Source organism: Curtobacterium sp. PhB190, from assembly GCF_004365385.1.
Taxonomy (GTDB): domain Bacteria; phylum Actinomycetota; class Actinomycetes; order Actinomycetales; family Microbacteriaceae; genus Curtobacterium.
Genome location: NZ_SODN01000002.1, coordinates 139,340 through 161,093, shown reverse-complemented (window position 1 = coordinate 161,093; position 21,754 = coordinate 139,340). Strand labels below are relative to the sequence as shown.

The 21,754-nt window shown below is 71.3% G+C and carries 24 protein-coding genes and 1 pseudogene; 17 read left to right on the top strand and 8 right to left on the bottom strand.

Features of this window, described 5'->3' with window-relative positions; genetic code table 11:
* Nucleotides 1-38 precede the first annotated feature (38 nt).
* Entirely contained in the window at nucleotides 39-161 is a 123-nt protein-coding gene (ykgO, locus tag EDF47_RS03545) for a type B 50S ribosomal protein L36 (protein WP_022905672.1), read from the top strand.
* 28 nt (nucleotides 162-189) lie between these two features.
* Complete coding sequence (locus EDF47_RS03540) at nucleotides 190-846, top strand: histidine phosphatase family protein (protein WP_131879436.1); 657 nt, start codon at nucleotides 190-192, stop codon at nucleotides 844-846.
* A gap of 83 nt (nucleotides 847-929) precedes the next feature.
* Here the strand turns inward: EDF47_RS03540 and EDF47_RS03535 are convergent, their stop codons facing one another.
* The gene (locus EDF47_RS03535; protein WP_133937938.1) at nucleotides 930-2,690 is read right to left on the bottom strand and encodes a glycerol-3-phosphate dehydrogenase/oxidase; all 1,761 of its coding nucleotides are present in this window, start codon (nucleotides 2,688-2,690) and stop codon (nucleotides 930-932) included.
* Nucleotides 2,691-2,881: 191 nt separating this feature from the next.
* Here EDF47_RS03535 and EDF47_RS03530 point away from each other — a divergent pair, with 191 nt between their 5' ends.
* The 4 genes and pseudogenes from EDF47_RS03530 (at nucleotide 2,882) to ald (ending at nucleotide 7,524) form a co-directional block, all read left to right on the top strand.
* Complete coding sequence (locus EDF47_RS03530) at nucleotides 2,882-3,844, top strand: sugar-binding domain-containing protein (protein ID WP_166673181.1); 963 nt, start codon at nucleotides 2,882-2,884, stop codon at nucleotides 3,842-3,844.
* Between the two features lie 49 nt (nucleotides 3,845-3,893).
* Entirely contained in the window at nucleotides 3,894-4,853 is a 960-nt protein-coding gene (locus EDF47_RS03525) for an AraC family transcriptional regulator (protein WP_133937936.1), read from the top strand.
* Nucleotides 4,854-4,906: 53 nt separating this feature from the next.
* Nucleotides 4,907-6,295 (top strand): annotated as a pseudogene (locus tag EDF47_RS03520) (FAD-linked oxidase C-terminal domain-containing protein).
* A gap of 128 nt (nucleotides 6,296-6,423) precedes the next feature.
* A complete protein-coding gene (ald, locus tag EDF47_RS03515; RefSeq protein WP_131845775.1) occupies nucleotides 6,424-7,524 on the top strand; it encodes an alanine dehydrogenase in 1,101 nt (366 codons plus the stop codon).
* Between the two features lie 229 nt (nucleotides 7,525-7,753).
* Here ald and EDF47_RS03510 read toward each other — a convergent pair whose 3' ends face one another.
* Nucleotides 7,754-8,554, bottom strand: a complete 801-nt coding sequence (locus EDF47_RS03510; RefSeq protein WP_123292320.1) for a tryptophan-rich sensory protein — start codon at nucleotides 8,552-8,554, stop codon at nucleotides 7,754-7,756.
* Nucleotides 8,555-8,718: 164 nt separating this feature from the next.
* Between EDF47_RS03510 and EDF47_RS03505 the strand changes: the two genes are divergently transcribed.
* The 7 genes from EDF47_RS03505 to EDF47_RS03475 all read left to right on the top strand — a co-directional run bounded on the left by EDF47_RS03505 (nucleotide 8,719) and on the right by EDF47_RS03475 (nucleotide 15,960).
* A complete protein-coding gene (locus EDF47_RS03505; protein WP_243698069.1) occupies nucleotides 8,719-9,702 on the top strand; it encodes a magnesium and cobalt transport protein CorA in 984 nt (327 codons plus the stop codon).
* Nucleotides 9,703-9,716: 14 nt separating this feature from the next.
* The gene (locus EDF47_RS03500) at nucleotides 9,717-11,831 is read left to right on the top strand and encodes an alpha-galactosidase (protein WP_208320967.1); all 2,115 of its coding nucleotides are present in this window, start codon (nucleotides 9,717-9,719) and stop codon (nucleotides 11,829-11,831) included.
* 60 nt (nucleotides 11,832-11,891) lie between these two features.
* A complete protein-coding gene (locus EDF47_RS03495; protein WP_133937934.1) occupies nucleotides 11,892-13,175 on the top strand; it encodes a chloride channel protein in 1,284 nt (427 codons plus the stop codon).
* Nucleotides 13,176-13,271: 96 nt separating this feature from the next.
* A complete protein-coding gene (locus EDF47_RS03490; protein WP_123292323.1) occupies nucleotides 13,272-13,484 on the top strand; it encodes an antitoxin in 213 nt (70 codons plus the stop codon).
* Between the two features lie 134 nt (nucleotides 13,485-13,618).
* Nucleotides 13,619-14,911, top strand: a complete 1,293-nt coding sequence (locus tag EDF47_RS03485) for a SufS family cysteine desulfurase (protein ID WP_133938013.1) — start codon at nucleotides 13,619-13,621, stop codon at nucleotides 14,909-14,911.
* A complete protein-coding gene (gene sufU, locus EDF47_RS03480; RefSeq protein ID WP_133937932.1) occupies nucleotides 14,908-15,357 on the top strand; it encodes a Fe-S cluster assembly sulfur transfer protein SufU in 450 nt (149 codons plus the stop codon). Before EDF47_RS03485 ends, sufU begins: the two co-directional genes overlap by 4 nt.
* Nucleotides 15,358-15,492: 135 nt before the next feature.
* Complete coding sequence (locus tag EDF47_RS03475) at nucleotides 15,493-15,960, top strand: GNAT family N-acetyltransferase (protein WP_133937930.1); 468 nt, start codon at nucleotides 15,493-15,495, stop codon at nucleotides 15,958-15,960.
* An 8-nt stretch (nucleotides 15,961-15,968) separates the two neighbouring features.
* Here the strand turns inward: EDF47_RS03475 and EDF47_RS19710 are convergent, their stop codons facing one another.
* Both EDF47_RS19710 and EDF47_RS03470 read right to left on the bottom strand, forming a co-directional pair.
* Entirely contained in the window at nucleotides 15,969-16,121 is a 153-nt protein-coding gene (locus EDF47_RS19710; protein WP_165901119.1) for a hypothetical protein, read from the bottom strand.
* Between the two features lie 16 nt (nucleotides 16,122-16,137).
* A complete protein-coding gene (locus tag EDF47_RS03470; protein ID WP_208320966.1) occupies nucleotides 16,138-16,569 on the bottom strand; it encodes a GNAT family N-acetyltransferase in 432 nt (143 codons plus the stop codon).
* Between the two features lie 440 nt (nucleotides 16,570-17,009).
* Here EDF47_RS03470 and EDF47_RS20140 point away from each other — a divergent pair, with 440 nt between their 5' ends.
* The gene (locus EDF47_RS20140) at nucleotides 17,010-17,201 is read left to right on the top strand and encodes a hypothetical protein (protein ID WP_243833998.1); all 192 of its coding nucleotides are present in this window, start codon (nucleotides 17,010-17,012) and stop codon (nucleotides 17,199-17,201) included.
* A gap of 24 nt (nucleotides 17,202-17,225) precedes the next feature.
* Here EDF47_RS20140 and EDF47_RS03460 read toward each other — a convergent pair whose 3' ends face one another.
* The 3 genes from EDF47_RS03460 to EDF47_RS03450 are packed head-to-tail and all read right to left on the bottom strand — an operon-like array spanning nucleotide 17,226 to nucleotide 18,613.
* The gene (locus EDF47_RS03460) at nucleotides 17,226-17,801 is read right to left on the bottom strand and encodes a DUF308 domain-containing protein (RefSeq protein WP_165918789.1); all 576 of its coding nucleotides are present in this window, start codon (nucleotides 17,799-17,801) and stop codon (nucleotides 17,226-17,228) included.
* A 52-nt stretch (nucleotides 17,802-17,853) separates the two neighbouring features.
* On the bottom strand, nucleotides 17,854-18,096 hold the full coding sequence (locus tag EDF47_RS03455; RefSeq protein ID WP_243833997.1) for a hypothetical protein: 243 nt from the start codon (nucleotides 18,094-18,096) through the stop codon (nucleotides 17,854-17,856).
* Nucleotides 18,097-18,148: 52 nt separating this feature from the next.
* Nucleotides 18,149-18,613: a MarR family transcriptional regulator gene (locus EDF47_RS03450; protein WP_133937928.1), complete on the bottom strand. Its 465-nt coding sequence runs from the start codon at nucleotides 18,611-18,613 to the stop codon at nucleotides 18,149-18,151.
* A 62-nt stretch (nucleotides 18,614-18,675) separates the two neighbouring features.
* Between EDF47_RS03450 and EDF47_RS03445 the strand changes: the two genes are divergently transcribed.
* The 3 genes from EDF47_RS03445 to EDF47_RS03435 all read left to right on the top strand — a co-directional run bounded on the left by EDF47_RS03445 (nucleotide 18,676) and on the right by EDF47_RS03435 (nucleotide 21,148).
* The gene (locus tag EDF47_RS03445) at nucleotides 18,676-19,044 is read left to right on the top strand and encodes a VOC family protein (protein WP_133937927.1); all 369 of its coding nucleotides are present in this window, start codon (nucleotides 18,676-18,678) and stop codon (nucleotides 19,042-19,044) included.
* A gap of 192 nt (nucleotides 19,045-19,236) precedes the next feature.
* The gene (locus EDF47_RS03440) at nucleotides 19,237-20,640 is read left to right on the top strand and encodes an LLM class flavin-dependent oxidoreductase (RefSeq protein WP_200849208.1); all 1,404 of its coding nucleotides are present in this window, start codon (nucleotides 19,237-19,239) and stop codon (nucleotides 20,638-20,640) included.
* 4 nt (nucleotides 20,641-20,644) lie between these two features.
* Nucleotides 20,645-21,148 (top strand): GNAT family N-acetyltransferase, encoded by a 504-nt coding sequence (locus EDF47_RS03435; protein WP_133937925.1) that lies wholly within the window; start codon nucleotides 20,645-20,647, stop codon nucleotides 21,146-21,148.
* Nucleotides 21,149-21,152: 4 nt separating this feature from the next.
* Here EDF47_RS03435 and EDF47_RS03430 read toward each other — a convergent pair whose 3' ends face one another.
* Complete coding sequence (locus tag EDF47_RS03430; protein ID WP_123292003.1) at nucleotides 21,153-21,740, bottom strand: VOC family protein; 588 nt, start codon at nucleotides 21,738-21,740, stop codon at nucleotides 21,153-21,155.
* Nucleotides 21,741-21,754: the final 14 nt, after the last annotated feature.

Below are 21,754 nucleotides of genomic sequence, written 5' to 3'. Positions count from 1 at the left end.
AACCGTTCTCAACAAGAGAGCGCCGACGGAGGAGAACCATGAAGGTCCGCAACTCGCTCAAGGCACTGAAGAAGATCCCGGGCTCGCAGGTCGTCCGTCGCCGCGGCCGGGTCTACGTCATCAACAAGCAGAACCCCCGCTGGAACACCCGCCAGGGCTGACGTCGGCGGTGGTCCGTAGGGTGGATCCATGCGACTGCTGCTCATCCGCCACGGCCAGACCCCCGCGAACGTGAACGGTGTCCTCGACGCCGTGGTGCCCGGACCCGGCCTGACCGAGCTCGGCCAGCAGCAGGCGGATGCCCTGCCGGCAGCCCTGGCCGACCGGGGGATCGAGCGGCTCTTCGCCTCCACCATGGTCCGGACGCAGATCACCGCGGCACCCCTGGCGGCGTCGCTCGGGCTCGAGCCCGTCGTGCTGCCCGGTCTGCGTGAGATCGAGGCCGGGGACACCCAGGGCAAGAGCGACAAGGTGTCCGTGCAGCTGTACATCTCGACGGTGCACGGCTGGTCCGGCGGGGACCGCACGACCCGGATGCCGGGGGCGGAGAGCGGGCTCGAGTTCTTCGAGCGGTACGACGACGCCGTGCGGCAGATCGAGGCCACCGGCGTCGGCGTGGCGGCGGCGGTGAGTCACGGTGCGGCGATCCGTACCTGGGCGAGCGCGGCCGCCGACAACACCCCGGACCACTTCGGCACCAAGCGCCACCTGGAGAACACCGGCATCGTCGAGCTCGAGGGGTCCTTCGCCGACGGCTGGCACCTGGTCGACTGGGAGGGCGAGCCGATCGGTGGTGACCAGCTCATCGACCGCACCGCGCTGGACCCGACCGGCGAGCGCTACTGACGCACGAGAACGCAACCCCATGACGGACGGGAGGCCCGGTACCAGCTGGTACCGGGCCTCCCGTCCGTAGGTGGTCGCGTCGACTACGCGAGCTGCGATGCCGACGCCTGTGCCGTTGCGGACGTCAGCGGCACGATCACACGGTGCGCCTCGCGCAGCACGTCGAGCGTGCGCTGGACCTCGTCCGCGCGCTCCTCGGGCGTCCAGTCGAGCGCCCCGGCGAGCACGTCGGCCAGCTCGTCGAGCAGGTCGATCGTGACACCGCCGACGAACGCCAGGTTCGTGCGGCGCAGCACCACGTCGACCAGGTGGACGGCCTGCTCGTGCTCGGCGAAGTACGCGACCTCGGCGCGGGTGAGTGACGGGTCGGACTCGAGCGCCTCGACGGGGCCGTCGGTCAGGACGTCCACGACCTCGGCGGCACGGGTGCCGTAGCGCTCCAGCAGGCCTTCGACCAGGGACTCGTCCAGACCGTCACGGTGCGAGGTGATCCACAGGGCGCGCTGCGCGTCGGTGGTGGGGAACTCCTTGCCACCGCCGATCGCCATGCCGGTCGTGTCGACCTTGCGGGGCATGCCGAGCTTCGTGGTGGCCTCGGTCGACAGGTGCGCGGCGAGGGCACGGAACGTCGTCCACTTGCCGCCGACGAGCGACAGCACGGTCGACTTCGGCAGCCCGGCGATCTGGGTGTCCACGATCCGGTAGTCACGCGAGACGAAGCCGGGGGCGGTGTCCTCGTGGCGGGGGAGCGGACGGATGCCGGAGTAGCTGTAGACGATGTGGTCGCGGGTGACGTCGATCTGCGGGAACACGTGCTTCACGAGCCCGAAGAAGTAGTCGATTTCCTCGTCGGTGGTCGTGACCGGCTTCGAGGGGTCGGCGTCGATGTCGGTCGTGCCGATGAGGACCCGGCCCTTGAGCGGGTAGATGAGGACGATGCGTCCGTCGTCGTTCTCGAAGAACAGCTCGCGGCCCTTGGTGGCCTCGAGCAGCTCGTCGTTCTGGACGACGATGTGGGAGCCCTTCGTGCCGCCCATGAACTTCGTCTCGCCGCCGAACGCCTCGTTCGTCAGGTCGGTCCAGGGGCCGGACGCGTTGATGACGACCTCGGCGGTGAACACGAACTCCTCGTCGGTCTCGCGGTCGCGCAGCAGCACGCCGCCGTCGCGGGTGCCGGCTGCCTCGACGTAGTTCGTCGCGCGGGCGGTCGCGGCGGAGCCGGTCCCGGTGCCTGCGGCGATGCCGTCCTTGAGGACGTCGAGGGCCAGGCGCTCGGGCTCGTGCACGCTCGCGTCGTAGTAGGTGCCCGTGTACTTCAGGTCCTTGTTGAGGGCGGGCATGTCCTCGAGCGCGGCCTTCTTGGTGCGGAAGACGTGCTTCGGGACGGAGCCGCCGTCGCGCGAGAAGGAGTCGTAGATCGTCATGCCGATCTTGATGAGCATCGCGCCGCGCTCCTTGGTGGAGCGCTGCTTGTGCGTCAGCATGCGCAGCGGGGCGTTCATGATGCCGGAGAACGTCGAGAAGATCGGCATCGTGGTCTGCAGTGGCTTGACGTAGTGCGGGGCGATGCGGATGAGCCCGTTGCGCTCCTGGACGCTCTCGCGCACCAGGCGGAACTCGCCGTTCTCGAGGTAGCGGATGCCGCCGTGGATCATGTGGCTCGACGCGGCGGACGCACCGGAGGCGTAGTCGCCGCGCTCGACCAGGGCGACGTCGACGCCCTGCAGCGCGAGGTCGCGGAACGTGGCGATGCCGTTGATGCCGCCGCCGACGACGAGGACCTGCGCGTTCGGGCGCTCGGTGAGGGCGGTCACCGTGTTCCGGGGCTGTGTCTTCTTCGACATGGTTCGTCGCTTCCTTCGTCGGTTCTCGTGGTCAGGATCGATCGTGCGCCGGTTTGGGAGGTCGGGCAACTTGCGTGCACGAACGTGCAGCACACGTGTCGTGCGCTCCGATCCGGGGGCCGGGAGGCACGACAGGGGTTGCAGAGGCCCTGCACGTCCGTGCATGGTTGCGTTCGACAGATCGGAGCACCATGAGCGATGCGGCTCAGCCCATGCGCACGCAGCAGGCGCTGCGCGCCGCCCACCTGTACTACCTGCAGGACCTGACGATGGACGCCATCGCGGACGAACTCGCGACCTCGCGGTCCTCGGTGTCGCGCCTGTTGAAGTACGCCAGGGACACCGGTCTCGTCGACATCCAGATCCGCTCACCCCTGGACCAGGCGGCCGCGCTGAGCCGCAGCATCCGCTCGCGGTTCGGCGTGCACGCGCACGTCGTCCCGGTGCCGGACCACACGAGCGACGTCGACCGGCTGGAACGGGTCGCCCTGTCCGCCGCCCGGATCCTGACGCAGTACGTCGAGTCGAACATGGTGATCGGGATCTCGTGGGGCTCGACGGTGAGCGCGGTCAGCCGGTACCTCGTGCCGAAGACCACGCACGGGTCGACCATCGTGCAGATCAACGGCGCCGCGAACACCCGGACCACGGGCATCGTCTACGCCTCGGAAATCCTGCGGCGGTTCGGCGAGGCCTACGGCGCGTTCGTGCAGCAGTTCCCGGTGCCCGCGTTCTTCGACGACCCGGCCACGAAGGAGGCGCTGTTCCGCGAGCGGTCGATCCGCCGCGTGCTCGACCTGCACGAGCGGATGGACCTGGTCGTGTTCGGTGTGGGCGCCCCGCAGGCCCCGGTGCCGTCGCACGTGTACTCCGGCGGCTACCTCGACCCCGCGGACCGCGAGGAGCTCACGAAGGCCCAGGTCGTCGGGGACGTCTCGACCGTGTTCTACCGGGCCGACGGGTCGTGGCGGGACATCGGCGTGAACGCGCGCGCCGGCGGGCCGGACCTCGACACCATCAAGCGCGCTCCGCGTCGGGTCTGCGTCGTCGCGGGCCGGTCGAAGGCCGCGTCGTTGCGGGGTGCGCTGGCGTCCGGGCTCGTCACGGACCTGATCCTGGACGAGAGCGTCGGGCAGGCGATCCTGCAGCCCTGAGTCAGGATGTGACCCGGTTCTGTCGGGGGTGCCGGGTACGTTCTCGGCCATGGTGATCTCGATGGACCGACCGGGCGGCCGGTACTCCCGTCGCGTGGTCGGCACGGACGTCGACCAGGCGCTCGCGTTCTTCGGGCGCGACTACGACTTCCGGGCACCCGCGGTCCGGCGCACCCGCCCCACCGCGCACTGGGACTTCGCCGGAGTCGGCGACGACCGGATGTCGCTGCGGTCGTCGCGGTTCATGGTCGACCTGCGCAGCGAGAGCCAGGTCGACGACGAGTTCCTGGTGGCCTGGATGCGGAGCGGTTCCAGCCGGATCACCTGCGGCGGCGAGACCTGGGCGCTCGAAGCCGGCGTGCCCGTCGTGCTGCCGTTCGCCGAGCCGTACTCCCTGCACCACCGCGACATCGCGCTGAACCTCGTGCACCTGGACCGCGACTTCGTCCGGGCGCTGGTCGGCGAGGACGACTTCGCCTTCGAGCCGATGCAGCGCCCGACGGCTGCGGGCACGGCCGCGTGGCAGGACGTGGTCCGGACGCACTCGTCGACGTGGCTCGACGTGGACCACGACCTCGACCCGATCGCGCAGCGCGACATCGCCGAGGCCTTCGCGACCGCTGCGATCCGTGCGTTCCCGCAGCGCGATCGCTGGCGCTCGACCGTGGCCGGCGGCGGTCCGGAGCACGGCCGCGTCCGCCGGGCGCTCGACTTCGTGCACGAGCACGCCCGCGAACCCATCGGCACACCCGAGATCGCCGCGGCGGCGGGGCTCAGCCCGCGCGGGCTGCAGCAGTCCCTGCGACGGCACCTCGACCAGACGCCCGGCGACCTGCTGCGCGAGGTGCGGCTCGACGGTGCGCGGGCGGACCTGCTCGGGGGCGCGCGCGACGAGACCTCGGTGGCCGAGATCGCCCGGTCGTGGGGCTTCGGGCACCTCGGGCGGTTCTCGGCGACGTACCGTGCCCGCTTCGGCGAGCTGCCGAGCGAGTCGCTCCGCACGCGCTGACCGCCGCGAGGCACCGAGCCGGGGAGTCCACCCGGCGGCGGTAGCGTGACGACATGGACACCGTCGTCACCGCGCTCCGCTCCGCACTGCAGGACCCCGACGGCACCGTCGTCCGGACCGAACCGGGCGTGCTCGACGCCGCGCGGACCGACAAGTCCGGCTGGATCGCACCCGGCGGTCCGGTCGCCGTCGTCGAGGCCCGCACCGTCGAACACGTGCAGGCGACACTCCGGACCTGCTCGGCCCTGGGCGTCCCCGTCGTCCCGCGCGGCGCCGGCACCGGTCTGGCGGGTGGCGCGAACGGCACCGAGGGCACGGTGGTGCTCAGTGTCGCGCGGATGGACCGCATCGTCGAGGTGTCCGTCGAGGACGAACTCGCCGTCGTCGAACCCGGGGTGCTCAACGGTGCGCTGAACGCCGCCGTCGCCGAGCACGGGCTGCGCTTCGCACCGGACCCCGCGAGTGCGGCGATCGCGAGCGTCGGCGGGAACATCGCCACGAACGCCGGTGGTCTGCGGTGCGTGAAGTACGGCGTCACGCGCGAGGCCGTGCTCGGACTCGACATCGTGCTGGCGGACGGCCGGCTCGTGTCGACCGGCCACCGAACCGTGAAGGGGGTGACCGGCCTCGACCTGACGGCGTTGCTCGTCGGGTCCGAGGGCACGCTCGGCGTCATCGTCGGCGCCACGGTCCGACTCGTCCCGATCCCGGCGGGTGAGCCCGCGACCCTCGGGGCCGTCTACCCGTCCGTGCAGCAGGCGGCGGCTGCGGCAGCGGCCGTCGTGGCGGGAGCGGATCGGCCGTCGACGGTCGAGCTGCTGGACGCCCTCGCCCTCGAGGGGATCGCGGCGTACCTGGGACCCGAGGTGATCGTCGAGACGGTGGGGAGCACCGCGGCGGGCGGGGTCTTCCTGCTGGTGGAGTTCGACGGCCCGGGCGCGACCGAGGCCGCGCTGGGAGCCGTGCCGCGCCTCCAGGCCGAGGGTGGAACCGTGCACCTGGCCGTGTCGGCGGCGGAACGCGAGCGCCTGCTGACGATCCGCCGGTCATTCCACGCCGCGATGGAGTCGCGAGGCCGGGTGCTCATCGAGGACGTCGCCGTGCCGCGCAGCCGGCTCGCCGAGATGTTCGCCCGCGTGGAGGAGATCGGTCGCGAACACGGTGTCCCGATCCCGACCGTGGCGCACGCCGGCGACGGCAACCTGCACCCGAACTTCGTCTTCGACGGCGACGAGGTGCCGGCTCACGTCTAGGACGCCGCCGATGCGATGTTCCGTGCCGCGATCGAGTTGGGAGGCACCCTGACGGGCGAGCACGGCGTGGGGGTGTTGAAGCGTCGGTGGATCGGTGACGAGCTCGGCGACGACGTGCTCGAGCTGCAGCGGGGGATCCGACGGGTGTTCGACCCGGCAGGCATCCTGAACCCGGGCAAGGTCTTCTGAGCGACTGATCGCCGAATCTCATCGCACGGATGCGCCGTGCGTCGTCTGGATCTTCGGCCGTAACGTCACCGCAACGAATCCGGCGCTGAATGGTGTGGACGAGAGCACCACCCACGAAGGAGTCTGCGATGCGCATCGGCGTCCCCACCGAGATCAAGAACAACGAGTACCGCGTGGCGGCCACCCCAGCGGGTGTCGCGGAGCTGGCGCTGCACGGCCACCAGGTCCTGGTGCAGGCCGGCGCCGGCACCGGGTCGGCGTTCCCCGACGACGAGTACCGCACCGCGGGCGCCGAGATCGTCGACACCGCGGACGAGGTCTGGGCGCGCGCCGAGCTGATCCTGAAGGTCAAGGAGCCGGTGGCGTCCGAGTACCCGCTCATCCGTCCGGGCCAGGTGCTCTTCACGTACCTGCACCTGGCGGCCGACCGTCCGCTGACCGATGCGCTCATCGACTCCGGGGCCACCGCGATCGCCTACGAGACCGTGCAGCTGCCGGACCGCTCGCTGCCCCTGCTGTCGCCGATGTCCGAGGTCGCCGGGCGGCTGTCCGCCCAGGTCGGCGCCTACAACCTGATGCGCACGAACGGCGGACGCGGGCTGCTGCTCGGTGGGGTGCCCGGCACGCCGAAGGGCCGCGTCGTCGTGATCGGCGGTGGGGTCGCGGGCGAGCACGCCGCGACGATGGCGCTCGGCATGGGGGCCGACGTGACGGTCTTCGACATCAGCCTGCCCCGGCTGCGCGCGCTCGACGCCCGGTTCGACGGGCGGATCACGACGCTGCGGTCGTCGGCGCACGCCATCGCGGAAGCCCTGCGGGACGCCGACCTGGTGATCGGTTCCGTGCTCATCCCCGGGGCGTCCGCGCCGAAGCTCGTCACCGACGCCATGGTCGCGGACATGCGGCCGGGATCGGTGCTCGTCGACATCGCGATCGACCAGGGCGGCTGCTTCGAGGGCTCGCACCCGACCACCCACGACGACCCGACGTTCGCGGTGCACGACACCGTGTACTACTGCGTGGCGAACATGCCCGGTGCCGTCCCGCGCACGAGCACGATCTCGCTGACGAACGCGACGCTGCCGTACGCCGTCGCGATCGCCGACCGCGGGTGGGAGGCCGCGCTGGCCGCCGACCCGTCGCTCGCCCTCGGCCTGAACGTGCACGCCGGCCAGGTCACGAACGAGGCCGTGGCGGCCGCGCACGGCCTCGTGGCGTCCGCGCGGTAGGCCGCGGCCGCGTCGCGCCGGGCCGGCCCCCGGCCCCCGGCCCGCGAAAGCGACAGTCTGCCGCGGAACATCCGCGGCAGACTGTCGCTTTGGCGGCACGGACCGGATCGGCGCCGCGAGAAGTGTCGGTTTGCCGGGACAGACCGGGACAGACCGGGACAGACCGGGACAGACCGGGACAGACCGCGACAGACCGCGACGCACCGTGGCGCCCCGCCCCGGCCCGCTGTCACGCCGTGCGCGCCGCCAGGCCACGCGCGCCGGACCAGCCCGCACGCGCCCGCACGGCGACCGTCACCACCACGACCGCGGCGGCTGCGACCACTGCGGCCACGGCGGTCGGCGTCGACACCAGCGGACCGTCGAGCCGCGCGACCGCCACCCACGCCAGCCCCCAGGCCAGGGAGAGCATCGGCGCCAGGCGACCCCGACCCCACACCGCCAGCAGCAGCCCGACGAGCCCGGCCACCGCTGCGACGAGCACACCCCAGACGTCCTGCCCGAGGTCGAAGCCCCGGAAGCCCGCTGCCGTCAGCACCGCGGCCGTGTTCGCCGCCGTCGCGACGCACACCCACCCGAGGTAGAGGCCGAACGTGCCGTCGGTGACGATCGCCTCGACGACGCCGGAGGGCTTCGTCCGCCGCAGGATCGTGAAGGTCCACACCAGCACCGCGAGCAGGGCCACGATGATCGGCTCGCTCGCCCACAGGAACCCGAACTGCACCGACAGGATCCACGCCGCGTTGAGCAGCAGGGACAGGATCGCCGGCACCGCCAGCTTCGCGTGCCGGTCATCGTCCGACGTGCGGAAGAGCTGGCGGATGGCGTAGGCGATGAGGCCGACGTAGACGACGCTCCAGATCGAGAACGCCGGGCCGTCCGGTGCGATGGCGGTCGAAGACGCGGACAGTGCTCCGCCGGCAGCGTCTTGGATCGGCGTCCCGCCGGCCGCGCCGGACCCGACGAACGCCCCGACCACCGCGACGACGGCACTCACGGCGACTGCGATGCGCTTCCAGATCCTCTTCATGACCGTTCCCTTCGTCAGCATGCTGATGACCTGCACCGTAGGCGGGCGGTCCTGTCGGGCGCGCAGCGTGCGTTCAGCCTGTGGGGGACGGCGGACTGGAGGCGCGTGGCGGGCCCGCCACGGGCCTCCCGTCCGAAAGCCGGTCACCTGCGTACGGTGGTCGCGTGAGTGTCGAGATGAACACCGTGTACGTCGACCGGATCGCCCCGATGGCGAGTCCGTCGCTGGACGACACCTTCCGGATGCTCGACGAGCAGGGCGCGAGCGCGTGCATCGTGCTGTACCAACCGGACGCGCAGGAGCTCGGCGACGTCGCGGTCGCCCTCGGCCTGCACGAGCTCGCGGTCGAGGACTCCGCCGAGGGGCACCAGCGGCCGAAGCTCGAGCGGTACGGCTCGACGCTCTTCGTGGTCCTCAAGCCCGCGCTCTACAACGACGGGCAGGAAGAGGTGGCGTTCGGCGAGGTGCACGCCTTCGTCGGCGAGGACTTCTTCCTCGTCGTGGTGAAGGCCGACCCGCGCGGCAAGCCGACCGTCCCGCGAGCACTGCAGCGGATGAGCGGCAAGCCCGGCCTGGTGACGGTCGGACCGCAGGCGCAGCTCTGGGCGCTCATGGACACGATCGTCGACGGCTACGTGCCGGTGATCGACGGGCTGGAAGAGGACATCAACCAGATCGAGGACCAGCTGTTCGCGGGCGAGGCCGGGGTCTCGCGGCGCATCTACGAACTGTTCGGCGAGGTCGTCGACTTCCAGCGTGCGGCCCGCCCACTCATCCACATCATCGAGAACCTGCACCGCGGCGCCGAGAAGTACCACCTGCCGATCGAGATGCAGCGCCGGTTCCGCGACGTCCTCGACCACGCCATCCGCACGGTGGAGCGGTTGGACACGTTCCGGCAGCTGCTGCAGAACGCGCTGACCGTCGACTCCACCCTGGCGGCGCAGAAGCAGAACGACGACACGAAGCGGATCTCCGGCTGGGCGGCGATCCTGTTCGCCCCGACGCTCATCGCCGCCATCTACGGCATGAACTTCACGCACATGCCCGAGCTGACGTGGACCTGGGGCTACCCGCTGTCGATCGTCGGGATGGTCCTGTTCGCCGCGATCCTGTGGGTCGTGTTCAAGGTCAAGCGCTGGTTCTGAGGAAGACTGGGGCCGTGACCTCGTACGACCTCGTCCAGCTGACCGCCGGGGGCGTCTCCCTCGTCCTCGACTGCCGTGACCACGCGCTGCCCGCGGTGGTGCACTGGGGAGCAGCCCTCGGGCCACTCGACGACGACGCGCTCGTCGCACTCGCCGACGCGGACGTCGCACCCGTGGCCCAGAACGAGATGGACGGCCCCGTCCGTGTCGCCGTGCTGCCCGAGCCGAACCGCGGGTGGAGCGGACGACCCGGCCTGGCCGGACACCGCGACGGCCACGACTGGTCGCCGGCGTTCACCGTCCGGTCGCTCGACGTCACCGACACGACCGTCACGGCCGAGGCTGCCGACGACACCGCGGGGCTCGCCGTCCGGCTGACGATCGAGGTGCTCGTCTCCGGACTCGTCCGTGCCCGGGCTGCCGTCACGAACACCGCCGACGGCGTCTACACGGTGGACGACCTGACGGTGGCGATGCCGATCCCGTCCGGGGCGCGCGAGGTCCTGGACTTCGCCGGTCGATGGGGCAAGGAACGCACCCCGCAGCGCCGCGAGCTCGTCGTCGGTACCCACCAGCGCGAGAGCCGGAAGGGCCGGACCGGTGCCGACGCCGCGACCGTCCTGACGGTGGGGGAGCCCGGCTTCGGCTTCGCCCGCGGTCAGGTGTGGGGCGTGCACACCGGGTGGAGCGGGAACCACCGGCACCACGCCGAACGCCTGTCGACCGGGCGCCAGGTGATCGGCGGCGGCGAACTGCTGCTGCCGGGCGAGGTCCGGCTCGGCACGGGCGAGACGTACGAGGGGCCGTGGGTGTGGTTCGCCCACGGTGACGGGCTCGACGACCAGGCCCGACGCTTCCACCAGTGGCTCCGCAGCCGGCCGCAGCACCCGACGACGCCGCGGCCGATGACGATCAACGTCTGGGAGGCCGTGTACTTCGACCACGACCTCGCCCGGCTGACCGACCTTGCGGAGCGCGCCGCGGCCCTCGGGGTCGAGCGGTACGTGCTCGACGACGGGTGGTTCCGCGGCCGCCGGAACGACCACCTCGGGCTCGGCGACTGGTACGTCGACGAGGACGTCTGGCCCGACGGGCTCGGGCCGATCGTGGACCGTGTCCGGGCGCTCGGCATGGAGTTCGGCCTGTGGTTCGAACCCGAGATGGTGAACGAGGACAGCGACCTCGCCCGCGCCCACCCGGAGTGGATCATGCAGGCGGACGGCCGACTGCCGATGCGGTCCCGCGACCAGCAGGTGCTCGACCTGGCGATCCCCGAGGCGTACGAGTACGTGCTCGAGCGGATGACGGCGATCATCGGCGAGTACGGCATCGAGTACGTCAAGTGGGACCACAACCGCGACCTGGTCGAGGCGGGGTTCCCCGGTGGCGGTGCGGCGGTGCACGAGCAGACCCTGGCGACGTACCGGCTGATGGCGACCCTGAAGGAACGCTTCCCGACGCTCGAGATCGAGTCGTGCGCGTCGGGCGGCGCCCGGGTCGACCTCGGCGTGATCGAGCACACCGACCGCGTCTGGGTGTCCGACGACATCGACCCCCTCGAGCGGCAGCAGATGCACCGGTGGACGCAGCAGCTCCTGCCCCCGGAACTCCTCGGCGCGCACATCGCGAGCGGCAGGAACCACTCGACGGGCCGCGTGCACGACCTGGCCTTCCGGGCCGGCACCGCGCTCGTCGGGCACCTGGGCATCGAGTGGGACCTCACCGAGGCGACGGCGGAGGAGTCGGCGTCGCTGGCCGAGTGGATCGCGCTGTACAAGGAGCTGCGCGGGCTGCTGCACGGCGGCGACCTGGTGCGGATGGACGAGGTCGACGACTCCCGGCTCGTGTACGGCACGGTCACGCCGGACCGGCAGCAGGCCGTCTTCTTCCTGGCGAGCATCGGGCGGTCCGAGGTGTCCGGCACCGGTCGGGTCACCTTCCGCGACCTCGACCCGGACGTCTCGTACCGCGTCGACCCGATCGTGGTCGGCGACGGGCACGGGATCGTCCGGCCGGACTGGTGGAGCGGCGCACGGGTGTTCAGCGGTCGGGTGCTCGGCACGGTCGGCCTGCACCCGCCGCTCATGCCCGCCGACTGCGTGGTCCCGTTCCGGCTGACGGCCGTCTGACGACAGGCGGGATGGCCGGGAGGCCCGGTGCCGGTGATCGGAGCCGCTAGGGTTTTCGACATGCCGCGCTCCGGACACGCGACCCCCGTCTGGGCGCTCAAGCTCGCCGTCGTCACCGCCCTGGTGGGCATCTCCGGCGGCATCGCCGGCATCGCCGTGTGGCTCGCGCTGCAGCTCATCCAGTTCGTGGCCTTCGGGTACGGCTTCGGTGGGCACCTCGAGGCGGCAGACGCCCCGTCGGCGCTGAACCGGTTCCTCGCGCTCGTGGCCGCCGGTGTCCTGACGGGCTTCGCCTGGTGGGCGCTCCGGCGCTGGGGGCGCCCGATCGTGTCGGTCACCGCGGCGGTCGGCGGCAAGCGGATGCCCGCACTCGCGACCCTGGCGAACGCCGGCGTGCAGATCCTGGCGGTCGGGCTCGGCGCCTCGATCGGCAAGGAGGTCGCCCCGCGCGAGGTCGGCGCCTGGCTCTCGCAACTGGTCACCCGTCGTGCCGGTCTCACCCCGCGCGAGACGAAGATCCTGGTCGCCTGCGGAGCGGCAGCGGGTCTCGCCGCGGTGTACGACGTCCCGCTCGGCGGTGCGCTGTTCGCCGTCGAGGTCCTGCTCGGCGAGATCAGCTTCGCCACCGCCCTGCCCGCGTTCGCCACGAGTGCCGTCGCCGCGTTCGTCGCCCGGCTCGTGATCCCGGACGAGGTGCTCTACCACGTGCCGGCGATGCACATGTCGCCGTCGCTGCTCGTCTGGGCGATCGTCGTCGGGCCCGTCCTCGGCCTGGCGGGCGTCGGGTTCGTGAAGCTCACCAACCGGCTGCAGGGCATCGCGCCCAAGGGCTGGCACCTGCTCGTCGTGCTGCCGGTGGTGTTCGCGATGGTCGGGCTCATCGCGGTGCCGTTCCCCGAGATCCTCGGCAACGGGCGGGCGCTGGGCCTCGTCGCCATGAACGCCTCGCTCGACGACGACACCGTCGCCGGCCTGGCGCCGATCGTGCTGCTCCTGCTGCTCGGCGTCGTCCGGACGATCACCACGTCGGCCACGATCGGTGCCGGCGCGGTCGGCGGCACCCTGACACCATCGATCGCGATCGGTTCGGCGATCGGCGGCGGCCTCGGGGGCGCGTGGCTCCTGCTCTGGCCGGCTGACGGCCCGGGCCTGGCGGCCTTCGCGTTCGTCGGCGCCGCGGCGTTCCTGGCGACCACGATGCGGGCCCCGTTCACGGCGCTCGTCCTGGTGGTCGAGTTCACGCAGGAGGGCACCGACATCCTCATCCCGTCGCTGCTCGCGGTGTCCGGGGCGGTCGCGGTCGGGTACGTCCTGGCACGTCGACGCAGCGCCCAGATGGTGTGAACACTTCGTCACGTTCCGGGACAGAGGACGGTTCTGCGGCCTACGATCTGCGGCATGACGGAGCGACGGGCTCCGCACCGAGCTGAGGAGCAGGCCATGGCGGGGTTCGACGACATCACGAAGAAGGCCCAGGACTTCCTGAAGGACAACAAGGTCCAGGACGCCCTGAAGAGCGAGAAGGCCGAGGACATCAGCGACAAGGTCCTCGGGGGCGTCGCCGACGCGGTCAAGAAGGCCACCGGCGGCAAGTACGACGACAAGATCGACGGTGCCCGCGACGCTGCGGACAAGAAGATCGGCAACGAGTAGCCCCACCGTGCGACGGCCCAGGACCCGGCGTGGTCCTGGGCCGTTCCCGCGCCGACTGGACGCCGTCGGGAACAACGGCCACCATTGACGGGTTGCTCCGGACAGCAACACCAGGAGGACGAGACGTGACAGTCGTGGCGCCGAACCAGCCGCTCACCGAGGCCGAGGTCGAGACGATCAAGTCGGACTTCCCGATCCTCGCGCAGGACGTGAACGGGCAACCGTTGGCGTACCTGGACTCCGGGGCGACGGCGGAACGCCCGACCCAGGTCCTCGACGCCGAACGCCGGTTCCTCGAGCACGACAACGCCGCCGTGCACCGCGGCGCGCACACGCTCGCGGGCCTGAGCACCGATGCCTACGAGGACGCCCGCGCCACCGTCGCCGACTTCATCGGCGCTGCCGGTCCGAGCGAGGTCGTCTGGACCGCGAACGCCACCGACGCCCTCAACCTCGTCGCCTACGGCATCGCGAACGCCAGCCGTGGCCGCGGCGGGGTCGACGCCGCTCGCTTCCGCATCGGACCGGGCGACGAGATCCTGGTCACCGAGGCCGAGCACCACGCGAACCTCGTGCCGTGGCAGGAACTCGCCGCGCTGACCGGTGCGACGCTCCGCTGGGTCCCGGTCGCCGACGACGGCACCTGGACCGCCGAGGACGCCGCGGCCCTGATCACCGACCACACCAAGGTCGTCGCGTTCGCGCACGTCTCGAACGTCACCGGCATGGTCGCCCCCGTCGAGCAGATCGTCGGTCTCGCCCACGCCCGTGGCGCACTGGTCGTCCTCGACGCCTGCCAGTCCGCGCCGCACCGGCCGCTCGACGTGCAGGAGCTCGGCGTCGACTTCGCCGCGTTCTCCGGGCACAAGATGCTCGGCCCGAACGGCATCGGCGTGCTCTGGGGCCGCAGCGAGCTGTTGAACGCGCTGCCCCCGTTCCGTACCGGTGGGTCCATGATCACCACCGTGACCATGGAGGCGTCGGAGTTCATGCCGGCACCCGAGCGGTTCGAGGCCGGCACGCAGCCCGTCTCGCAGGCCGTCGCCCTGGCCGAGGCCGTCCGCTACCTGCAGGGCATCGGCATGGAGCGTGTCCGCGCGCACGAGGAGCACCTCGCCCGGCGCATGCTCGACGGCCTGGCCGCCGTCCCCGGCATCCGCGTCGTCGGTCCGCCGGTCGGCGTCCCGCGATCGGGCCTGGTGTCGTTCGACGTCGACGGCGTGCACGCCCACGACGTGTCGCAGTACCTCGACGCGCAGGGCATCGCCGTCCGCTCGGGGCACCACTGCGCCCAACCCCTGCACCGCCGCCTCGGCCTGGTCGCCACCAACCGCGCGAGCACCTACGTCTACACGACCGAGCACGACGTCGACCGGTTCATCGCGGCCGTCGGCGAGGTCCGTGGCTACTTCGGAGCGACCGCGTGAACGCCCTCGACAGCCTGTACCAGCAGGTCATCCTCGACCACGCGAAGGCCCGGCACGGCGACGGCGACCTGCCCGACGCCGACGCCTCGCACTTCGAGCGCAACCCCACGTGCGGCGACGAGATCACCGTCCGCATCCGCCTCGAACCGGGCACCGACCGCATCGCCAGTCTCGCCTGGCAGGGCGACGGCTGCTCGATCTCGATGGCCTCGGCATCGGTCCTCACCGACATGGCCGTGGGCCGCACGGTCCCGGAGCTCCTCGCACTGACCGACGAGTTCCGCACGATGATGCGCTCCCGCGGCATCGGCGAGCCCGACGAGGACGTCCTCGAGGACCTCATCGCCTTCCACGGCGTCTCGAAGTTCGTCATGCGGGTCAAGTGCGGCATGCTCGCCTGGGTCGCGGCGGAAGCCGCTGCGCGTGAGGCGACGGCGTCCCGCTGAGCCGGGTGCGGCTCGCGATCGCGACCACGTGACGGCCGGGAGGCCCGTGGCGGGCCCGCCACGCGCCTCCCGTCCGCAGCTGGTCACCGACCGGGCCCCGAACGGCTTGAATGGTGTGCCTGTCGGAGGGGCGCGATGATCTTCGAGACGGAGCGACCCGGCGCAGGCAGGGCCGACGCGATCGTGCGGGACTACCTGACCGAGGTCGCGTCGCGGTGGTTCGGGCGGGCGGCGACGCCGGCCGAGGTCGACCGCGCGATGCTCGACGAGCCCTTCGACGACCTGCAAGGGAACTCCGGGCTGTTCGTCGTCGCCTCGGACGGGGGAGCGGTGGTCGCGTGTGCCGGCGTGCGTTTCGTGGGTGTCGTCGGTGAGCTGACGAAGGTTTTCACGCTGCCGGATTGCCGCGGTCGGGGTGTCGGTTCGGCACTCCTGCGGCACGTCGCGGAGGTCAGCCGGGCGCGCGGGATCACGTCGCTGCGGCTCGACACCCGGGCCGAGCTCGCCGAGGCCTGTGCCCTCTACGAGCGGCTCGGGTTCGTGCAGGTCGCGCCGTTCAACGACGACCCGTACTCCGACCGCTGGTACGCGAAGGTGCTGTAGCGCCCGGCTCAGGGGCGGTACTCGTCTCGCGGCTTCGTGGATCGGGTAGGTGGCTGGGCCGGTGCGGTGGCACCGCCGGAACCGATGGCGCTCAGTACGGCGGCCAGGTACTGCAGCGTGGTCAGCACCACCCGGCCGATGGATCGCAGGACGTGGCTCATGCGGCGAACCTATCGTTCAGACGTGACGATGCGTCATGAAGACGTCGACGTCGCCCTCGGTGTCGACGACGAAACCGTGCCGTTCGTAGAGCCGGCGCGCGGCGCTGCCCTGCAGGACGTTGAGTCGCGTCGCACCCGCGTGGGGTTCGGCCAGGACGGTCCGGAGCACTGTCGATCCGACGCCCCGCCCCTGGACCTCCGGCGCGAGGTAGAAGTGCTCGACCCAGCAGGTGTCGTCGTCGATCCGTGTGGCGATCGAGCCGACATCGCGGCCGTCGACCACGACGACACGGGTGTGCTCGGGCGCGAAGGCATCACGCATCCGCCCGCGGACCCGGACCGCGTCAAAGCGGCCGAGACGCTCCAGGTCGGCACGGAGGACCTGCGCACGCAGCTCGACGAGCCACTCGATGTCCTCGGGGATGCTGTTCCGCAGTGTGACGTCCACCCGTCGAGCCTAGGAGTCGTCGGCGTGGATCCCGTGCTGGTGATCGGCTCGTACCCTGGTCCGATGGATCAGGACGGTGTCATCGACCTCGTGGCGGCACGCCGCGCCTCGGCCGGGCACCCCATCGTCGTCGGCATCTCGGGGTACTGCGGCTCCGGGAAGTCCACGCTGGCGCGCAGTCTGGCCGGGACGGTGCCGGGCGCGGTGCGGATCCGTGGAGACGACTTCCTCGATCCGGAGCGGTCCCACCGGCGGTCGGGTGACTGGGACGGTGTCGATCGGGAGCGTCTGACGTCGTCCGTCCTCGAACCGCACCGGACGGGGCGAGCGAGCACGTTCCAGCGGTTCGACTGGTCGGTCCGGGCACTCGGTCCCGCGGAGCCACTGCCGACGACGGACGTCTGGTCGTCGACCTCATCGGCCTCTTCCACCCCGACGCGATGCCGCACATCGACGTGGCGGTCTGGTGCGACGTGGACCTCCACACCGCCGCTCGTCGCGGCATGGCCCGCGACCGCCAGCTCGGACGTGACCACGACGACCTGTGGCAGGACGTGTGGATCCCCAACGAACGCGACTTTGAAGCGCAGTTCGCCCCGAGGGACGCTGCCGACGTCGTCTTCGACGGGTGACGAACCCCCGCACAGAGGCTGCGGTCAGGCCGCTCGTCCGGCGGTCGTGGCGGATCGGTCAGCGCGTCCGACGGTGACCCCGAGGGCGATCTGCACGATGCCGAACAGGATCAGGAAGCCCGCGATGGCGACGACGGCCAGCGCTGCCCCGATGGACGGCAGGTTGATGACGAGCACGCCGATGACGATGCTGAGCACCGCGGCACCGATCGTCAGGGCACGGTTCGTCGGTGTCGGGGCGTAGAGCAGGGTGATGCCCTCGACCAGCCAGGCGAAGCCGATCACGAACGCGATCCACCGCACCCCGACCGGCGGGGCGACGAGCGCCACGATGCCCCCGGCGAGGATCAGTGCGCCGAGGACGACCAAGCCGATGCGGCGGCCGGTGCCGATCCCGCGGGCGAACGCACGGACGATCATCGACAGGCCGGACACCAGCAGGTAGATGCCGAACACCCACGCGACCGCGAACAGCGTCGCGTGCGGGAGCACGAGTGAGGCGACACCGACGAGGACCGCCACGATGCCAACGATCAGCAGCGCGGTCCGTAGTCGTCGATCCCCGCCGACGTCGGTGACGACGTCGTCCTGCAGCGCCATGGTGTCCGCCCTTCCCTGAGAGGATCTGGTCCTGCGCGCTTCTGCGTCAGGGCTACTCCTCGGAACCGCCCGTGTCCGGTGCCGATGCGGACGCATCGGTCCGCGTGGGGTCGGTCCGGCTCGGCGGGCGCGCCGGCCACGTGACGAGCAGCAGCACCGCGAGCGGGCCGAACAGCAGCGTCAGGAGGAACCAGGTCCACGCCGATCGGTTCCGGGTCCGGGCGTGCCCGCCGGCGAGCATCGCGACGCTGAGCCAGAGGCTCGACAGGTACAGGCCGGTGGAGTCCTCGTGCACGAACGGTTCCCTTCGAGAGATACATCAATACCGGTCGAAGGGTAGCGCGTCGTCAGACCGTGCCGGCCTCGTCGTCGCTGGTGCGGCGGAGTGAGCGCACCATGCTGCGCAGCGCCCCCCGCGCCGCCACCTGCTGCTCACCCGACAACCCGTCGAGCATCCGGACCTCGACGCCGCGGACGGCCGCACTCGCGAGCTCGAGGCTCGCCCGGCCGCTCGCCGTCAACCGCGTCGGGAGCGCCTTGCCCACCGGTGCCTCGGTGGCCCGCGTCACGAAGCCGTCCCGTTCCAGGGCCTGCAGCAGCACGTTCATCGACTGCCGCGTGACGAAGGCGCCGCGTGCGAGCTCGGAGTTCGACAGCCCGGGCCGCTGTGCCAGGAGTTCAAGGCACGAGTAGTGCGTCATCGTCATGCCGAGGGGGCGCAGCACGGCCTCCATCGCGGCGCGGAGCGCGCTCGCGGCTTCCTTGAGCAGGTACCCGAGGGACGTCTCGAGGTCGATAGCGTCTTGACTCATGTCAGGAGTCTGACATAGATTGCTCTTTGTCAGAAGACTGACACGACACGAAGGAGCACCACATGCCCGTCACCGGCCCCGACTTCATCTCCCTGCAGACCCGCGACCTGACGGCGTCCCAGGCGTTCTACGAGCAGTACCTCGGTCTGGTCCGCTCGCAGGCCGGCCCGCCGCACGCCGTCGTCTTCGAGACGACGCCGATCGCGTTCGCACTGCGGGACGTCGTCCCCGGCACCGACCTCGATGCGGTGTCGCAGCCGGGCATCGGGGCGGCGATCTGGCTGCACGCGACCGACGTGCAGGCCATCCACGACGCCCTGGTGGCCGACGGCCACACGATCGTGTCGGCACCGATCGACGGCCCGTTCGGCCGGACGTTCACGTTCGCCGACCCGGACGGCTACCAGGTCACGCTCCACGACCGCGCGTGAGTCGTGGGCAGCGCACTGCCGCACAACCAAAGTGAATCCGAGCAGGGTGAATCCCCGGTTCCGGACGACTTTGGTTGCGCGGGACGGACCGGCACCGGCACCGGCACACGCAGCAGCACCTGCCGACAGTCAGCCGTCACGCTTCGTCACGATGGATGACGGACGCAGACCCCGCACGTAGCGTCGCCAAGCGTGACCAGCAGCAGCGAACCCCGGCAGATCCGCTTCAACGCGTTCGACATGAACTGCGTCGCCCACCAGTCCTCCGGGCTGTGGCGGCACCCGCGCGACCGATCGCGGGACTACCGCGACCTGACGTACTGGACGGACCTGGCGAAGACGCTCGAAGGCGGGGCGTTCGACGGCATCTTCATCGCCGACGTGCTGGGCACGTATGACGTGTACGGCGACTCGAACGAGGCCGCGCTCCGCACGGGCTCGCAGGTGCCGGTCAACGACCCGATCCTGCTGGTGTCGGCGATGGCGTCGGTGACCGAGCACCTCGGCTTCGGGATCACGGCGGGCACGGCGTACGAGCACCCGTACCCGTTCGCCCGGCGGATCTCCACGCTCGACCACCTGACCAAGGGGCGCGTCGGCTGGAACGTCGTCACCGGCTACCTGCCGAGCGCCGCGCGCAACATGGGCCAGACCGACCAGCTGTCGCACGACGACCGGTACGACGTGGCCGACGAGTACCTCGAGGTCCTCTACAAGCTGTGGGAGGGCTCGTGGGAGGACGACGCGGTCGTCGCCGACCGCGCGTCCGGCGTCTTCACCGACCCGGCGAAGGTGCACCCGATCGAGCACCACGGCAAGCACTTCGACGTGCCGGGCATCCACCTGTCCGAGCCGTCGGTGCAGCGTTCGCCCGTCATCTACCAGGCGGGCGCGTCGCCGCGCGGCATCCGCTTCGCAGCGGAGAACGCCGAAGCCGTCTTCGTGGGCGCACCGACCGTCGAGCAGCTCGCGTCGACCGTCGCGAAGGTCCGTGACGCCCTGGAGGCAGCTGGTCGCGACCGCTACGCCGCTCGCGTCTACACACTGCTCACCGTGATCACGGACGCCACCGACGAGCTGGCCCAGGCGAAGTACGAGGACTACCTGTCGTACGCGTCGGAGCTCGGTGCCCTGGTGCTCAACTCCGGCTGGATGGGCGTCGACCTGTCGCAGTGGGACCTCGACGAGCCCCTCGGCGATGTCGAGTCGAACGCGATCCAGTCGGCTGCGGCCAACATCGCGGCGGCGACCGGCGAGGACGGCAGCTCGTGGACGATCCGCGACCTCGCCCGGCACACCGCGATCGGCGGACTCGGGCCGGTCGCCGTCGGCGGGGGAGCGACCATCGCCGACCGCCTGCAGGAGATCCAGGAGCTCACCGACGTCGACGGCTTCAACTTGGCGTACGCGGTGACGCCGGGCACGTGGGAGGACGTCATCGAGTTCGTCATCCCCGAACTCCGGGCGCGCGGGGCGTACCCGACCGGCTACGAGCCCGGTTCGCTGCGGCACAAGCTGCACGGCCGCGGTGACCGGCTGCCCGACGAGCACCGTGGGGCGTCGTTCAGGATCGGCAGCAGCGCGGTCGTAGGCTGACCGGGTGATCGAACCGTCCGTGTCCGTGCGTCCAGCGGCCCCGGACGAGGTGTCGGCGTGTGTCGACCTGTGGGTCGCAGCGGTCGCGGCACGGGACGGCGTTCCGGAGTCCGATGCGGTGCGAGCCCGCGCGGCGTCGAAGTTCGCCGTCCCGCGGGTCGCACTGCTCGTCGCTGCCGGAGCGGCCGGTGCGATCGACGGCTTCGCGCTCGTGACGGCGCCGGGGTCCGGACGGTCGACCGACCCGTCGGACGCCGCCTACCTGTCGCTGCTCGCCGTCCGCCCGGACGTGCAGGCGCGGGGTGTCGGGCGTGCGCTCCTGGCCGCCTCGGTCGATGCGGCGTCGGCGGCGGGACACCCCGCGGTGGTCCTGCACGCACTCGCCGGCAACGAGCGAGCGCTGCGGCTCTACGAAGCCAGCGGGTTCCGGGCGGACGGGGTCGAGTTCCCGCACGCCCTGACGGGCGGGCCGACGCGGACGTACATCGCGACGGCCCCGGCGCGCTGAACGGTCAGACGCGCCACTTCGGTCGCGGGGCGTGGTCCTCGTACGACTGTCGACTCGGGTAGGTGATCAGCTCGATCGTCGATCCCCACGGCGTTCCGACGTACACGAACCGGTTGCCGAACCCGCCCTCGTTGCCGCCGAGGTCCCGCGGGTCGGCGTACCGCTGGCCGCCCGCCGTCTCGATGTGCGACAGTGCGTGGTCGATGTCGTCGACGTAGAACGCCACGTGCTGCCAGCCGAGGTCGCTCGCGCGGACGGCCGGGCGCTGATCGGGGCCGTGGTACTCGAAGAGCTCGAGTCCCGGCCCGTTCGGCAGCGCGAGCATCCGCAGTGCCCCCTGGGCCATGGTCTTCGGGATGCCGAGGCGCCGCTGGACGTCGGGTTCACCGCGGAGCGGTTCGCTCCGGAGGAACCGGTCGTACAGGGGGACGGCGTCGAGTCCCAGGACGAAGAAGTCGGTGGCCTGGTCGATGTCGGGCACGGTGAGGCCGATGTGGTCGATGCCGTGTGCGGTGCTGGGGGTGCCCGTCGGGGTGGTGACGGTTGCAGGACGTGTCGCGGTGGTGCCGGATGGGCGTGGCGCAGTGTGCATGGTGCCGTCTCCCC